Genomic DNA, 17,893 nt, shown 5'->3' on the forward strand with positions numbered 1-17,893 from the left:
AGGTGGAAAATTGCTTGTTGATTGTAGCCTAATTAAATTTATTCAATAAGCTAAACTGTAGACGCTTTGGAGGGATTATGCTTGGACAGGGGTTCGATTCCCCTCATCTCCACCAATATTATCGCAGTTTTTATCAATCAGATTGTCTAGATATAGTTGGATATCAACATCATCCTGATTGATAAGTACTTTATATACGAACGCTTCAATAAGCGTTCTTTTTGTTTTTGTAAAGTAAGTAAAATATTGTCTACATAGTAACAATATTATAAGTAATTTTTAAACTAGATCATTGGATTAAAAATGGCAATGTATAAATATTTTTGTAATTAATATATAGCTGTAAATAAAGTAAATTTCTAAAATATCATATCAATTTTAATCATCTTTCCAAAATTAAAAATATACAAAACGTTGATATAATCATCGTATTTTTTGATAATCAATGGCAAAAAGTTCTTTCTTTTTTGCTAAAAATAATTAGTATAATAATCTTTTTTTAAAGAAAGTGATTCTTCACCAAAACTTAAACTTAGTTAATCCAAAATTCAGATTTCTTTATCAAATATTTATAAATCCCTAAAAAGAATAACATTTTATTTTACATTTCTTTACAAAATAACGGTATTTGTGGCATATTTTCAAATGATATACTTTTTCTCACTGAGGAGGAAGTAAAAAATGAAGAGTAAATTATTAAAAACAGGAGTATGTGCTTTATTAGCGTTTGGTTTGTTAACTGGTTGCGCTGAAGAAAGCAGTAAAGCTGATGTAGATTTGAATTCAATGACATTAGATGAAATTGTCGAAAAAGCCAAAGAAGATGGGGAAGTTAATTCAGTCGGAATGCCAGATACTTGGGCAAACTGGGTTGAAACTTGGGATGAAATTGAACAAGAATATGGCATTAAACATTCAGATACTGATATGTCTAGTGCTGAAGAGTTAGCAATTTTCAAAAATGAAGCTAATGATGCTACTAAAGATATTGGTGATGTGGGACAATCATTTGGTCCTGTTGCGGTAGAACAAGGGTTAACCTTACCATATAAAACATCTTATTGGGATTCTATTCCTGATTGGGCTAAAGATGATGAAGGTAACTGGATCATTGGTTATTATGGAACAATTACTTTTATTACTAATACCGATTTAGTTGCTGATGCACCAACTAGCTGGCAAGATGTTTTAGAAGGTGATTACACTTTAACTATTGGTGATGTTTCAGTAGCAACACAAGCTCAAAGTGGTTTATTATCTGCAGCTATGGCTTTTGGTGGTAGTGAAAGTGATATTCAACCAGGTTTAGATTTCTTTAAAACACTAGCTGAACAAGGTCGTTTAGACATGGGAGATACAAGCGTTGCTCGTTTGGAAAAAGGTGAAATCGAAGTAGCAGTTCTTTGGGATTATAACTCACTTGGATATCGTTCTCAAATTTTAGCTAATAATCCTAATGCTCATTTTGAAGTATCTGTTCCAACTGATGGAGCAATTCAAAGTGGTTATTGTACAATAATTAATGCTTATACAAAACGTCCATATGCAGCAGCATTAGCTAGAGAATATATTTTATCTGATAAAGGGCAAATCAATTTAGCCAAAGGATTTGCACGTCCTGTACGTGATGATGTAGTATTACCAGATGATGTAAAAGCACAACTTTTACCAGATGAACAATACACAAATGCGCGTTTTATCGACGATCAAGATGCTTGGGATCAAACAGTAGCTGATTTAGCGTCTTCATGGCAGGAAGAAGTAGTTGCATATGCTCAATAAAGTAGTCTTTGTTTTGCTTGACGGTTTACAAAGCCAATATGCAAAAGAATATTTAGGATATTTAGAACATTTATGTGAAAAAAATCGGGCAGCTAAATATGAAGTGCTAGGTGAATTACCTAGCTCTTCACGCCCAATGTATGAAACAATTTTTACCGGTGTGCCTGTTTATGAACATGGTATTACTAATAATGGAATTTGTCGTTTATCAAATCAAGAACATCTTTTTAAGATGTTAAAGGATAATGGTAAAAAGAGTCTCGCTTTAGCTTATTATTGGATCAGCGAATTATATTTATCGGCACCATTTGATTATGCCAAAGATGTTTATCATTTCGATGACACATCAGTAATTAATCAAGGTTTCTTTTATTATGATGATAAATTCCCAGATAATCATCTTTATTCATTATCTTCATGCTTAATGGAAAAAGATAATTATGATTTTGTTTTTATTCATCCGATGGGAATTGATGATGCTGGTCATAAATTTGGAGCTGGTTCCAAGGAATATGGCGTAGCAGTAATGCAAAATGAAAAATTATTGGCAACTTATATTCCTGAGTGGTTAAAACAAGGGTATAGCGTTGTTGTCGGTGCTGATCATGGAATGAGCGAAGATGGTTATCATGGTGGTAATAGTGCCAGTCAACGTAATACTGCACTTTATATTATTGATGATCAAGTAGTAGCGGGTGTTCATGATAAAGTTTTAACATCTTTAGAATTTGCATCTTTATTATGTCAGTTATTAGGAATTAAGCCAAATGAAAAAATGAAGCCATTGGAGGTGGCATTAGTACATGAAAAGAAAGATAGGTAAAAAACTATACTTGTTAGCATTGTTGCCATTTTTTATCATGGTAATTCTTTTTGAAATATTACCGTTAATAAATATTGTCATTGAAAGTTTTTCTCAAACTGGTGGCGGTGGTTTTACTTTTGAACATTTTACCAGAATTTTTACGACACGTTTATATCAACAATCAATTTATAACAGTTTGTGGATTTCAATTGTTTCAGCATTATGTGGAATTTTAATTGCTTTTTTAGGAGCAAAAGCTGCTAATAATGCCAGTGGTAAGATTCGTAATATTTTTACTACAGTTTTAAATATAACTAGTAACTTTGCCGGAGTTCCACTAGCATTTGCATTTATGATCTTACTAGGAAATGTAGGGATATTGACTTTGATTGGTAAAAATTATGGAATTGATTTTTTAGCTAATTATGATTTATATACGATCAATGGTCTGTTATTAACTTATATATATTTCCAGATACCTTTAGGTACGCTATTAATGTTGCCAGCTTTTAACGGGCTTAAAAAGGAATGGAAAGAAGCAGTAGGATTACTTGGTGGTAATAGCTTTCATTATTGGTTTAAAGTAGCGATTCCTTCATTAATGCCTAGTATCTTAGGAACATTTTCAGTTTTATTTGCCAATTCATTAGCCGCTTATGGAACTGCTTATGCTTTATTAAGTAATAATATTTCATTACTTCCAATTAGAATTTCACAACAGTTTGTTGGTGAAGTAGTTCAAAATCAAGAATTTGGGTGTGCATTATCATTAGTAATGATGGCTTTAATGGTTATTTCCGTATTAATTACTAATAAATTACAGAAAAAATCAGGAGGGGTACAATGAAATTAAAAACACGTTTCTTTGATGGTTTAATTTTATTTTTAATCGCTGCATTTTTAATTATTCCATTAGCCCTTACATTTTTCTATTCTGTCTTTACTGAATGGATGGATATTTTTCCTACTGGTTTTACCTTAAATTTCTATTCAAATATTTTTTCTGATGGGGCTTTTATTAATTCATTGCTTCGATCAATCGTTATTTCGTTTGTCCCAGTAGTGATTTGTACAATTGCCATTTTATTAGTGCTATATGTTATGACTCTATATATGCCCAAATTAGAAAAATATATTGAAATATTATGTAATATTCCTTATTCAATTCAAGGAGTTATCTTAGCAGTAGGGATTATTTCATTATATTCAGGACGACCTGGATTTTTATCTAATCGTTTATTTTTATTGGTTGGTGCTTATTGCATTATTATTTTACCTTATACTTATCGAGGATTAAAAAATACAATTAGTGCTTTAAATATCAAATGTATTGTTGAAGCAGCACAAGTATTAGGATGTTCTCAATTACGCGCTTTTTTCAAAATTGTTATTCCACAGATGAAACGGGGAATTATTTCTACTATGATGTTAGCTTTTACGATGCTATTTGCTGATTTTGTTGTTGTTAATATGATTGCTGGTAGTGCCTTTAGAACAGCTGGTATTTACTTGTATCAAACAATGTCTAAATCAGGACAGTTATCAAGTGCAATTATCGTGATTTTATTTGTAACAACATTGGTGATTTCAACTTTAACTTTAGTTATTCAAAATAAAGCAGTTTCAAAAAGGAGGAAAGCATAATGGCTTATATTGAGTTTAAAGATATCACTAAAAGCTATGATGGCAAACATCAAGTACTTAAAAGTATCAATCTAAATGTTGAAAAAGGGGAGCTAGTTACATTATTAGGTCCTAGTGGTTGTGGTAAATCAACATTACTTAGATCATTGGCTGGTTTAGAAGAAATTAGTTCTGGTAGAATTATTTTAGATGGTGAAGATATTACTGATGTTCCAGTTCAAAAAAGAGGGATTGGAATGGTTTTCCAACAATATTCATTATTTCAAAATATGACTGTCGCTGAAAATATCGCTTTTGGGTTAAAGATTGCTAAAATGGATAAAAAATTAATTGAAGAAAAAGTTGCCCGGGTAATTGAAATGGTTGATTTGACCGGTAAAGAATCTAGCTATCCAAGTCAACTATCTGGTGGTCAGCAACAACGTGTGGCCATTGCCAGAGCGATTGTTATGGAACCTAAAGTGCTTTTATTAGATGAGCCTTTAAGTGCTATTGATGCTAAATTAAGAAGAGAATTACAAGATAAAATTAAAAGAGTTCAAAAAGAATTAAAAATAACAACAATCTTTGTTACTCATGACCAGGATGAAGCGATGATCATGTCTGATAAAATTCATTTAATGAATCAAGGTATCATTGAACAAAGTGGTAATCCAGTTGAATTATATACCCATCCTGTATCAAAATTTGCTGCTGAATTTATTGGACACTATAATATTTTAACAAAAGAACAATTAAATGAAGTATTCCCTGATCAAAAGTTTGATAATAACTATTATGCAATTAGACCTGAAACAATTGCTATTTCTAATGAACCAATTACTGATAAAAATACTAATGTTTTTGAAGCTGTGGTTGAAGATTATATTTCTAGAGGAAATGTTTTAAGATATACGTTGAAATGTGATGATGTAATCTTCAAATCAGAAATGTTATTTAGAAGTTTTACGCTATTTGATGAAGGACAAAAAGTTTATGTTGGAATTGAACCACATAATATTCTAGCGATTAAAGATTAATAATTATGGACTGTTTAATTACTAAATTAAGCAGTCTTTTTAGACAATGATAAATAAATAAGATATAATGGAATTAAAGAAAGTAGAATCAAGTGATTGATATATTAACATAGATAGTTTCTAAAATCAGGATTCTACATTACAGATTATACGAGGAAGTGATACGATGATTAAACAAAATTTACATACTCATTCGACATATTGTGATGGAAAAGATACAATTGAAGAAATGGTTTTAACTGCAATTGACAAAGGATTTACTGTTTTAGGTTTTTCAGGACATGGAAATTGTGGTGATGTAGCTTATTATGCTATGGGTGATAGCAATACTGCAAAGTATATTCAAGATGTTTTAGCAATGAAAGAAAAATATCAAGATCAAATTAAAATCTTTTTAGGAATCGAAGAAGATGCTTTAGGAAAAAGATATCAAAAACATGATCCCTATGATTATATTATTGGCAGCGTCCATTATGTTAAAGCTGGTGATGACTTTTTAGCAGTTGATGAAAATGCTGAAATTACCCAACAAATTGTTGATTATTTTGGGAGTTTTTTAGATTATGCTAAAAATTATTATAGTGAAGTAAAAAAGATTGCCGATATGGATGAAGTTGATATTGTCGGTCATGTTGATTTATTGACCAAATTTAATGAAGATGAAACTTTTATCGAATTTAATCAGCCTGATTATTTAAAAATTGCTTATGAATGTATTGATGTTTTAATTGCCAGAGATAAGATTTTTGAAGTAAATACTGGAGCTATTGCTCGAGGGCAAAGAAAAACCCCATACCCACATCAAACATTACTCCAATATATTCATGATCATGGTGGAAAGATTTGTTTAAATAGTGATTGTCATAATAAAGAAATGCTAGATTGTTACTATCAAGAATCATTTGATTTAATCAAACAATGTGGTTTTACTTCATTGATGGCTTTAACTGATCAAGGATTTATTGAAAAAGATATAAATGAATTTAATTATTAATTATTTATCCTGCTACTAATTAATGGTAGCAGGATTTTTGTTAAAATTATTAGTATCTAATAATGCTAATTGATAGTTGGATTAGATAGTGCCTGCGATAATCTTATTAAGATGATCATAAAAAGATTACACGATGAATTTATCACAAGCTAGAAAAATATGGAAAATGGTACCAATAAATTAAGGGTGAGTTGTCAAACGATCAGTAGCTGGAAATTAAATAAAACAGTAGATATTTATCAGGTAAAAAATGGTTGAATTGTATCAAATTTTAACTGATCGACGATAAAAATCACTATGACAAATTAAATGGGTTGCAGGTATTAAAAGATATTTTATATCCGATTTGGCATAAAAGAAAAATAATAGGTAGTTGTTGAAAAGGTAGAAATTAGTCGGTGAATTCTATTTTTTTTATTTAGAAGAAACAATTTAATTTAGACTTTTTTAAGCAATATTCAAATAAATATGCTAGAATAAATATGCTAGAATAAATATAATAACATTATGTCACAGATCACTATGATCGATGATATGTCTTAAAATATTTATATTACGTAGATTAGTTTGATTTTTAAGTATATTTCATCTTTGATAGGACAAGAAAATGGAGGTAATCATGAAATATTATATTACAAAATATAACGATGGAACCTATGGTTTGCAACAAATTGATGATCCGATAGCTTTACTTAGTTTAAAATATCATCAAAATATTAAACATGATCAAACAGATTTAACGTATTCATCAAAATTACAGAAATTATTTAAAATGATTACGATCACTGATCCTTTAATTAAATATTATTATGGCTGGAATGTGGAAGCTGTTGATGATATTGATAAGATTGCCAAGATCGTAAATAGTGATCCAATTGCATTGTTAAAAATCCATCATTATCGTAATATTTCCATTAAACCAGATCAAGCCACGATACTAAAAATCTTAGATAATGAACCTATGGAAACGATCAAGCTAGAAGTTGATGTTAAGGAAATATTAATTGAAGAAATAAAAAAATTATTGATATATCATCAAGTGCCTGACAATTCATTATTGTCTCGATTTTTAGATAAAAAAGGTTATCAGCTGATAAAGTTTGATGAAAAATATGATGAAGATATTTTAGAGAAGTCAATAGTTAAATTAGATTTAACCATTCGCTCTTATAATTGTTTACTTCGAGCCGGTGTTACTACTTTAAAGCAACTGCAATATAAAATTCAAAATCACGAAGTAATCAAAATTAGAAATATTGGTAAGAAAAATGAACGTGAAATAATTGATTGTTTTTATGCTTATCTAGCTGATAATTGTCCTAGTTATGATTTAGCACTTACCTTTACTAATGGCCAGGATATTCATAATTTTACTTATCAAGACGATACCTGGAGAATAAATCAAATTAGCGAGGCATTTTACCAGGATTTCTTTGGGTTAACTAATAATATTTTTAAAGAAAATGATGCCTATTTTCCTTTGCCACTTTCAATGGTTTTATTATGGCTGGGATACGTCGAAATTGAAGATGTTATCAAGGATGCTAGTTATTTAGGAAAACATTTTTACGGTTTGCATTTAATTGAAGATCCTGATTATCTAAATCAGCGCTATCAAGATTATTTAAAACATCATGTAACTTTTTATGAAATAAGCAAAGAGGAATATCAGCAGCTTGTAAGACAAAATCCTACTAATGAAATGCTTTATCGACAGATTTTAAAGCGCCAGAAACAAATCGATCGATTAGTAAAAGAAATGGGCCAGTATTTCTATTATATAGATGATGATAAAGAAGATTATTATAATCAATGTCTAGATTATGATAATTTAATCACTTCGGTAAATAAATTAAATTGCTTGGGTAAAAAGTTAGAGTTTATCAATGCTTTAGAAACTAAGTATTATTATTTTAACATTATTAAACCATTAAGCTACTATCAAGAAAAAGTTGATAATATCTTTAAAACAGTATCTATTGATCAAATTAATCAGGAATTAAGAAATTTATGGTCTAATATTTTTTTATCTTCCGGTCAGCAAATTCAATTAGAAGAATATATTGAACAAAAATTTAAAACTTTAAGTTGAGGGGTGATAAAATGCCGTTTTCTAAATACGTGATGGAACGAACAACTTTAAAAATAGAATATGAAGTTGGTTCGGCTATTTATGAATTTACCGGGAAATATATGGCTGCTAATCCATTATTTGTTGAATTACAAAATGAACAAGGGGAACGAAAGCAAATTAGAATTGCTAATATCGTGACTATTGAGGAGCTCAATGATGAAATTGATTTTGCCAGTTTGGAAAGTATTTCTTTAACTATGGTTTGTCACTATTGGCAAAGTAAACTAAAGGATATTGATTTAACCCCAACGATTAAAGAGGTATTAAAAGCCAATGATTGTTATAGCCAGTTTATTCCAGTTTATAATCAGTTAAAACATAGAATCAAAATCAATGAAATTGATCCGAAGTTTGGTTCGATTCAACAGATCTTACATAGTTTAAATACATTGGCAGTTAATTATAGACAGGAAATATTTTATGAATTAATTGCTTTAATTTTAATTGAAATTAGATGTACTTATGCTAAGATGTTTCAATCAAGCTGCGACTGGATTGAAATCTATTTATCAGATGCTATTGTTTATCATCAATATGATCAAGAAGCCAAGATGATTGAATATTTAAACTATTATTTTCAAAATGTTATCGTTGATGATAATAATATTGATCAGTTTAAATTTTTTGCCAGATATATCATTAAATATAGTAATCGGGAAGCCATAAATTTTCAAAGAGACAAAAGCCATCGATTAACTAATGATAATTTAAGTTTTTTTAATCAGTTTATGACTTATATTGATCGAATGCCAGTTAATGGTCAAATGATCCAAAAAAGTAAAAAGAATATTTCAATTAATGATTTTAAAAATAATTTAATTGATGAATTAATTGAAAATCAAGATAGTCAGGCGACATTGCAATTATTAGAAAATGAACGTGAGTATTTATCGCATGAAGATTATCAAAAAATTAAGGAAATTATTACTGTTATAGGTAAAGTAATCGATATGGTAAGTAAACGGGATATTATTAGTGCTCAAAACTATTTACGGAAACGTTCATCAATGTTTACTAGTAAGCAAAATCTTAAACTCTCTGTTTTAGTTAGAAATACGGAAACATCGTTAGAAAAGAATTTAGAAAATTATTTTCTCAATAGTCAATATGAAGAGGCTTATTTATATGTTGAACACTTATTTAAATTAGAACCCAACAATCAAGAAATTTCATCATTATTACAAAAGATGAATGAAATGCGTTTTAGAGCTAAAAAACAACATTACTTACCTAATGACAAAAGTAATTATTCTATTGCTTTAAGAGCCTGGCATATTGAAGAAAACTATCGTAAAGCTAAGGATTATTTTTTAAAAGCGATCGCTGAAAGAAAAGAAAAAACGATGGTTAAAGCTTTATTGAATTTAGTTGATCTTGTTTTATTTGATGAAGATATTGAAGCAGCTATTAAAGTATTAGAAGAATATGAAGAACGGGTTTTAACGCTATCAAATGAAAATAAAATTAAATACTATGAAAAGAAATATTCTTTATATACTCATTTAAAAAACTATGAAGAAATGCAATCAGCTTTAACTCAATTATTACGTTTATATGAAAATAATGAAAATAAACGGGCTGCCACTTACTTTAGAATTGCGCAATGTCAATATAACTTAAATCATGTGACTAAAGCTATTGCCACTTTTAAGCAGGCCATGGAATGTGGTTATAGTACTTTAGAATGTGTTCGCCAGTTAGTCAAAATTTATTTAAGTCAAGGTCAAGAAGATGAAGCGGTAACTTTGATTGAACAATATTCGACCGAAGATAACAACTTGGCCAATTTATTAGAACGAGTTCAAAATGAAAAGAATGATAATGTTTTAACTGAAGATTTCTTTGGTTTAGAAACGCCATTTATTACCCATTATGAAAATAGCTGTGATTTTGCCGGTATTGGTGAAGAAAAGAAAAATAATCGTTTATTTGATGAAAATGATATTAATGGAATTTTAAGATTAATTCATACTAGTACCAGTAATTACGATAATACTACCCCTAAATCTCGGGCTAATTATTATTTAACGGCTGCTTGTATTGAAAAAGTTTTAAATGATAAAAGTCAAAGATATTACTATTATTTAGCCAATAGTCTTCAAAATCAGGGCCATATGTTTTTCTTGAATCGTCAATATGATAATGCTAAAAGCTATTATTTACAGGCAATTAAATTCAATCGTCTAGTATCTAATTTTAATGAGGATGATAGTCATTTTGATACCGTAGCTTTAGAGCGCAATACAGTTAGTTACTATTTACGGTCGATTTTAAAATCAGATATTCAAGTTAACCGGGGAGCTATTTTAATGTTTGAAAATGAAATGAATATCGATTTACCGCAGATAATGGACAAGTTTGATGATGTCTATGTTCAAAATGATTTTTATAAGGTCTTAAATGCCAGTCCGTTATTACGAGATTTTATTAAAGATAATGAATGTTTAGCGACGATCAGTAAGTATTTAAATGTTCCTGATGATATTGAAGCTATTGTTGGTAAAATTCATAAATTAAATGATCTTGCCATCAATTCTTTCAATTCATGGAAAAGTCACATTCAAAATAATACGGATTATGCTTTTGATATTTCCAGTTTAAAAAATAGTATTTTATTAACGGAGTTAGATAATGTTTATATTAAAGAGTTTTTAAAATACTATCATCAAATGGATAGTTATAAAACATATCCCGATTATGAAAATAAGCTTTTGCATTTGACAACGGTCAAAAATAATTTTATTGATTTAGAAAATGAAATTCATCATAACAGTACTGAATTTCTTGAAGATAAATTAGTGCTTTTATGTACGATTGCAATTGATAAACTTGACCAAACTATTGAACAAATCAACGAGGATTATTGTCCGGAACTAGAAATTGATGTTCCAATCAATAAAATGACCCGACAGCAAAGTCGTGGTGCCATTTCAATTACGATCAAAAACAAAGAGAATCATTCAACAGCGCATAATATTTATTTAGTAATTGAAAAAAATGATGGAATGGTTTTGTATCGCAAATCTTTAGGTAATCTAAAGGGTGGTTCAAAATTATCTGAGCTGGCCGAGATCCAAACTTTTGATGAAGATGCTTTTACTATCAATATAGTTGTGACATTTAATGATGGTCGTAATAAAAGTTATCAGCAAAAAGAGACATTTTCAATTGACATGCATCAAGAAGCTTTTCAAAAGATTGATAATCCTTATATTGCCGGAACGCCAATCGTTGATGATAAAATGTTCTTTGGACGTCAGGAAATGATTGAAGAGTTAGAAAACGCCCTTAATCAAGATACCATTCGCTGTATCATCATTTATGGTCAAAAAAGAAGTGGCAAATCATCAATTCTAAAACATCTTCAAAAACGTTTAGATGATCAGTTTATTATTATTGATTTTTCAGTGGGAATGTTAGAACCAACCAGAACCTCATTTTATAAGATCGTTCAAAATAAATTGTTACGATATTTAATGAAAAATCGGGTTCAACTTGATTATCGCTGGATTATGAAACAAGAATTAACTAGTATTACTGATTTTTCTCGTTTTTTAGAAACTGTAAAAAGCGAAATTTGTCAGCCTCTGGATAAAGAGTTATTGTTGATGATTGATGAGTTTACAACTTTATATAAATATATTCAAGATGCTAATAAGCAAAGCCAATATGATCGTAATTATATTGATAAATATTTTATGCAAGAATGGAAAGCGATGATCGAAGAAAACCTGTTTAAAGCTGCTTTAGTAGGACAATTGGAAATGTTAGATTTTATTCGTGAATTTCCAAATGAATTCCAGGTAACGGAACCGTTATATGTCTCTTATTTATCACATCAGGCGGCTTTAAAATTAGTCAATCAGCCAATTTTATTAAATGATAGTAGTCGTTTTAAAGAAAATGCTGATGAAGCAATCGTTAATTGGTTTAACGGACAGCCTTATTATATCCAAACATATTGCAATAAATTAGTTAATTATTTAAATGAGCATCAACAAAATTATGTTACAGCTGCTATCGCTAATCAGGTCAAAGAAATATTATTAGAAGAAAAAGAAATTGATTTCTTTGATAATTTAGTTGTTCAAAATGAAGAACCATTATGGCAGCTATTAAAGAAAATAGCAATTCAGACACAACAAAAAGACGGCTGGATCAATATTGCAACCTTGGAATGTTCTCAATATGAAAGTAATAATCTAGAAAAATTGATTAATCGCAAGGTAGTTGTTAAAGATCATGAACGCTGTAAAATTATTATTCCGTTTTTTAAAGATTGGTTAGTTAAAAATTATTAGTGGGGTGAAAAGATGAGTGGAAAAGAAAACTATTATGCAAATCATGGGCAAATCATTCAAGATGTTAGACGTTATGTCAAACGCTCTAAAATAGAGCAGGAATTACTTAACCGAACTTTGAAAGATGTTCATGGATCAACAAATTTGGTTGGAATGCCAAGAACTGGTAAGTCTTCAGTTATTTATCAGACCTATCTTAAAAATAAAAATGAGTATTTTGCTCAAAATAAAATTATTATTATTAATCTATCAATGAATGAATTTGATGACGCTAAGCAATTCTTTTTAAGAATCGCCCAGTTAATCATGAAATTTCTAAAAGAAAGACAAATAGACGATGATTATTTAAACAGTATCTATTCAATGATGCCAGATTCTAGTGATATCTATTTTGAACTACAAATGCTATTAGAAGCTGTTAGAAGTGATATTGGTCGCATAGTGTGCATCATCGATGAATTTGATTATTCCCAAAGATTATTTAAAGACTATCCTAGTGGTTTTAATAAACTACGGGAATTAGCCTATCAGCCTGAAACTGATGTAACATTTGTTTTTGTTTCACGAAGGTTAGTTCGAGAACTGGTTGATAGTGTTGGTTTAACATCACCATTAGTAAATATTTTAGGTTCACCGATTTATGTTACTCCTTTTGATGAAGTTGAATTTCAAGAATATTTAGATAAAGCAGCCGATTTTGGACTGGAGCTAAGTGATGCTGATCGCACTAATTTAATGACCATTACGGGTAAGATTCCTTATTTGTTAGATTTATTGATGTATGAATATTGTAATTACGATGGAAAGATGAAGATCAAAGAGATCTATGAGATGAAAAAAGGAACGTTATTAGAAGAATTTAATCATTTATCTAATTTATTACAAGATCAAGATTTGTTGAAAACGCTATTTATGCTGCTAGCTAAAACAGAAGATAATCTGGATCGAGCTAAATTAAAAACATTGACTAACTATGGGTTGATCATTGATGATAAGCAGCAGTACCATTTTTTTTCCAAAGAATATCAACGTTATCTTTATTTAAAGAAACAAATGATGCAATTTGATGAGTTATGGAAAATCACAGAAAGAAAATTACGAAATCTCATGGCAATGATTTTAAAGGAAATCTATGGTCAAGATTGGGAAAAAAAGATCTTAGAACGCTATAGTTCACTGTTAAAAGAGGCTAATAAAACTAAAGATCGAATGCAGCGTGATTTTATTATGGATAATAGTATGTATGATTTTCAGGTTGATTTTTCGATTGTTGACAGTACTAATACTAGTACATTATTTCAGTTATATGCTAATGAATATGACTTTTTCGAACCAATCTTTAAAGTAAGCTATGATGAATTTATTAGAATTACTGATGATATTGTGAAAACACGTAATCGCTTTGCTCATAATAATGAAGAAGTTTTAGATTCTAACTTTATTGACAAAGTAAAAAATGAGGTAATCAATTTACTTGATCGCATAAATGATTATTTAAAGTATCCTGATAATTATCCATCGGTAAAAGATATTTTATATAATAAATTAGTTAATTTATAATTAATGAAGCAAATCTACCTGTAGATTTGCTTTTTCATGTTAATTAGTCAAATTTGTGATATTATTGTAATATAACGATAAAATTAGTTAATATATAGGAGTTAAGATGAAATATTATCTTGTAAAATATGAAAATAATACCTATGCTTTAAAACAATTAGAAGATTGTTTTGCTTTTTTTAGTATTGCCTGTAAGCAGTTAATCGATATCAAAACAGACGATCCTTTATATCAAGATAAAAAAAGGATCTTGTTAAACAGTATTAAACCATATAGTTTATTGGCGGCTAATTATTATGGATATTCAAGTGAATCTGTAAATCCTGATATTAGTTTATTTAATAAAAGTGACCTGAAAAAATTACAAGATGAAATCTATTTATTTAATCAATTTAAATCACGTCAGTCAGTTAACCAATTAATTGAAACATTGACAAATCAACTAGTTAAAAAACCAATCTTCCATCAAAAGCCCTTGAAACCAGAACTTATTGCTGATTTAAAGAACTTATTGCAGTATCATCAGTTTATTCCCGGATCACTTTTATTTCAAATTCTAAAACGAAAAGGATGGGAGTTAGACAGTATTGATGAATCATTTCCCACTACTTTTTTAACAAGAACTTTGAATTGTTTAGATTTGACAGTGTATACATATATGGGCTTAATTAGAACTGATATTCGAACTATCGGACAACTTCTAGAAGTGATTAAAAATCAAAAGGCTATTTTGGCTAAAAGGATAAAGATGAATCATGAACAAGAAATACTTACTAAATTTTATAAGTATTTAAAACAAGCTGACTTTGAATATAATTTGACAGTATCTTTTAAACACAATGGAAAATCCTTGCAGTTTGATTATCAAAGTAATGGGCTAGATTATGATCTGCTATCAAAATATTTTTATGAAGATTTATTCAATCATGATAATCATAATCTATTAAAACAGTCTGATGCCTATTTTCCACTATCAATAACGATGGTTTTATTGTATCTAGGTTATTTAGATATTAATGATGTTATCAAAGATCTTGATTTTCTTGATCAATATTTTTATAGTTTAAAAATAATAGACAAGCCGCATGGTTTATCTAAATATTATCAAGATTACCTGGACTCACATGTTGAATTTTATGAAATAAGCAAAGATACATATCAAAAATTAAAAAAACAGCAAATTACTGATCAGACATTAAAAACAGCATACTTTAAACGCCAAGATAAAATTGATCGATTGATCTATCAATTAGAAAAACATTTTTATGGTCAAAAAGACGATGATGGTAATATTGAGGGGTACGAAATTAGCTTTGATGTAATAAAAAAAGCAATAAGTACTTTAGATTGTTTAGGTGAATTGATCGATATGCTGTTAAAACTTAATGATAAATTCCCTGATTTTGTAATCGATTAATCAAAGTACTAATTAAAAAAGTAATGTGGTGTTAAAATGCCATTACAGATTATTCCTCGTGATTTTAGTTTTAGGGATGGTACCTGCTTATAAACGGACCAATATTGATTGTTGTTTATTTTAAAAATAAAAGGAAACTATGTAGTTGCTACAGACTTTAAGTAAAATTAATGATTTTTAATTGTTTATTTGGATAAATCTTTAGCAAAATTATCAGTCTATTTTTTTAAATTAAATTGATTTTAATGGTTGACTCCGTAGTTTCTCCAGGGTTTATCCTTAAATTAAGGAGGAATTTGATATGCTAGATAATTTATTTTCTAAAGGGAAAATTGGTAATTGTGAAATTAAAAATCGTTTAGTGGTTACAGCCATGGTAACTAATTATTGTGATAAAGAAGGAAAAGCGACTGAACGTTATATTCGCTATCATGAAGAAAAAGCTAAAGGTGGCTGGGGCTTGATCATCACCGAAGATTATGCGATTGACAAACATGCAATGGGTTATGAATATATTGCTGGATTATATGATGATAAACAAATTGAAAGCCATCGTCAGTTGACAGATCGAGTTCACCAATACGGAACTAAAATATTTGCGCAAATCTATCATGCTGGTAAGCAACAAAGTGCCAAGGTCAATGGTGGTGTGCAACCAATGGCACCTAGTGCGATTCCTTGTCCTTGGTGTCGCGATCAACCACGGGAAATGACTAAAGCAGATATTAAAACAGTTGTTGAAAACTTTGGATCTTGTGCTCGAAGAGTTAAAGAAGCTGGGTTTGATGGAATAGAATTACATGCCGGTCATGGATACTTATTAGCACAATTTATGTCACCATATATTAATAAACGTACTGATGAATATGGTGGTTGTTTAGATAATCGAGTACGTATCGTCAAAGAAGTTTTAGAGGCGATGCGTGCTAATGTTGGGGATGATTTTCCAATTATTATCAGATTCTCAGCAGTAGAAGACATGCCTGGTGGTCGGGATATGGCCGAAACACGAGTTCTAGCAAAATTGTTTGAACAGTGGGGCTTTGATGGTTTACATATCAGTTCTGGGGTTTATGGTGATTATAATCGTCAAATTGTTTCTCCAATGTATGTCGGACATGCCTGGACCGTTGATTTTGCTAAAGAAGTTAAGGAAATCGTCAATATTCCAGTTATTAATGTTAACCGAATTAATGATCCAAGAATGGCCGATGGTTTGATTGAAATGAAAAAAGCTGACTTTATCGGGATGGGACGAGGATCATTAGCTGATCCTGAGTTACCTAATAAAGCTAAAGCTGGAAAATTTGATGAAATTCGTTATTGTATTGGATGTCTTCAAGGGTGCACGGGAGCTTTATATGTTGGAGGACCAGTTACTTGTCTAGTAAATCCTAGTGTTGGTTTAGAATATAAATGTGATTATTCTAAAGTTGAACAACCAAAGAAGATTGCGGTTATTGGAGCGGGACCAGCTGGTTTAGAAACAGCGATTCATGCTGCTCGAAGAGGACATCAAGTTACTTTATACGAGGCTAAAGATCGTACTGGTGGTCAGTTTATTTCAGCAGCTTATCCACCATGTAAAGGTGATTTTACAACTTTTATTTGCTGGGCTAATAAACAGTTAAGTAATTATGGGGTTAATGTTTTATTAAATACGAAAGCTACTGTAGCTATGATCAAAGATGGTAATTATGATGAAGTAGTAGTTACTACTGGTGGTAAACCATTAGTACCGGCAATTAAAGGAATTGATTTACCACATGTAAAATATGCTGAAGATGTTTTAGTCGGTAAAGTTGCTGCTGGTGATAATTGTATCGTAGCCGGTGGTGGTGAAGTCGGATGTGAAACTGCTGCCTTTTTAGGAATGGTTCAAAAAGGAGCTACTGTTGTAGAAATGAAACCAACACTAATGGAAGAGCTTGATGGTGTCAGCAAAGAAAACTTATTGCAAATTATGAATCGTTTCCATGTCAAAAGCTTTACTAGTACTAAAGTTTTAGAAATTAAAGAAAAATCAGTTGTGGTTGAAATGATTGATGGAGTTAAAGAATTGCCATGTGATTGTGTTGTTTTGGCTATGGGTTACAAACCAGATGATACATTGGCAAATGAATTAGAAACGGCTGGAATTAAGGTTCATAAGATTGCTGGTGCAGTTAAAACATCTAATGCTTTGATTGCTAATCGTGAAGGTTTTGAATTAGGAATGAAATTATAAGTGAAAATAG

The 17,893-nt window shown here is 29.8% G+C and carries 11 protein-coding genes and 1 other RNA gene; all 12 read left to right on the forward strand.

All coding sequences use genetic code 11. From position 1 onward, the window contains the following. Positions 1–115, forward strand: a transfer-messenger RNA (tmRNA) gene (ssrA, locus tag Q0K54_RS03400); the annotation flags it as partial. 566 nt (positions 116–681) lie between these two features. Continuing rightward, on the forward strand, positions 682–1,782 hold the full coding sequence (locus tag Q0K54_RS03405) for an ABC transporter substrate-binding protein (RefSeq protein WP_294578450.1): 1,101 nt from the start codon (positions 682–684) through the stop codon (positions 1,780–1,782). Continuing rightward, positions 1,772–2,605: an alkaline phosphatase family protein gene (locus Q0K54_RS03410; RefSeq protein ID WP_294578451.1), complete on the forward strand. Its 834-nt coding sequence runs from the start codon at positions 1,772–1,774 to the stop codon at positions 2,603–2,605. The genes Q0K54_RS03405 and Q0K54_RS03410 overlap by 11 nt, the downstream gene beginning before the upstream one ends. Then, positions 2,586–3,434: an ABC transporter permease subunit gene (locus Q0K54_RS03415; protein ID WP_294578452.1), complete on the forward strand. Its 849-nt coding sequence runs from the start codon at positions 2,586–2,588 to the stop codon at positions 3,432–3,434. The genes Q0K54_RS03410 and Q0K54_RS03415 overlap by 20 nt, the downstream gene beginning before the upstream one ends. Beyond that, positions 3,431–4,231, forward strand: coding sequence for an ABC transporter permease (locus tag Q0K54_RS03420; protein WP_294578453.1), 801 nt, complete (start codon positions 3,431–3,433; stop codon positions 4,229–4,231). Before Q0K54_RS03415 ends, Q0K54_RS03420 begins: the two co-directional genes overlap by 4 nt. Then, positions 4,231–5,250 carry an ABC transporter ATP-binding protein gene (locus tag Q0K54_RS03425; RefSeq protein WP_294578454.1) on the forward strand — a complete coding sequence of 340 codons (1,020 nt, stop codon included), beginning with the start codon at positions 4,231–4,233 and terminating at the stop codon, positions 5,248–5,250. The genes Q0K54_RS03420 and Q0K54_RS03425 overlap by 1 nt, the downstream gene beginning before the upstream one ends. 166 nt (positions 5,251–5,416) lie before the next feature. Next, on the forward strand, positions 5,417–6,244 hold the full coding sequence (locus Q0K54_RS03430; protein ID WP_294578455.1) for a histidinol-phosphatase HisJ family protein: 828 nt from the start codon (positions 5,417–5,419) through the stop codon (positions 6,242–6,244). Between the two features lie 619 nt (positions 6,245–6,863). Continuing rightward, entirely contained in the window at positions 6,864–8,336 is a 1,473-nt protein-coding gene (locus Q0K54_RS03435; protein ID WP_294578456.1) for a DNA-directed RNA polymerase subunit alpha C-terminal domain-containing protein, read from the forward strand. Positions 8,337–8,347: 11 nt separating this feature from the next. Further along, positions 8,348–12,679, forward strand: a complete 4,332-nt coding sequence (locus tag Q0K54_RS03440) for an AAA family ATPase (RefSeq protein WP_294578457.1) — start codon at positions 8,348–8,350, stop codon at positions 12,677–12,679. Positions 12,680–12,691: 12 nt separating this feature from the next. Next, the gene (locus Q0K54_RS03445; RefSeq protein WP_294578459.1) at positions 12,692–14,239 is read left to right on the forward strand and encodes a hypothetical protein; all 1,548 of its coding nucleotides are present in this window, start codon (positions 12,692–12,694) and stop codon (positions 14,237–14,239) included. 106 nt (positions 14,240–14,345) lie between these two features. After that, positions 14,346–15,656, forward strand: a complete 1,311-nt coding sequence (locus tag Q0K54_RS03450; RefSeq protein WP_294578461.1) for a hypothetical protein — start codon at positions 14,346–14,348, stop codon at positions 15,654–15,656. A 301-nt stretch (positions 15,657–15,957) separates the two neighbouring features. Next, positions 15,958–17,883, forward strand: coding sequence for an FAD-dependent oxidoreductase (locus Q0K54_RS03455; RefSeq protein WP_294578462.1), 1,926 nt, complete (start codon positions 15,958–15,960; stop codon positions 17,881–17,883). Positions 17,884–17,893 lie beyond the last annotated feature (10 nt).

This window comes from uncultured Thomasclavelia sp. (assembly GCF_944324745.1).
In the GTDB taxonomy this organism is placed as follows: Bacteria; Bacillota_I; Bacilli_A; order Erysipelotrichales; family Coprobacillaceae; genus Thomasclavelia.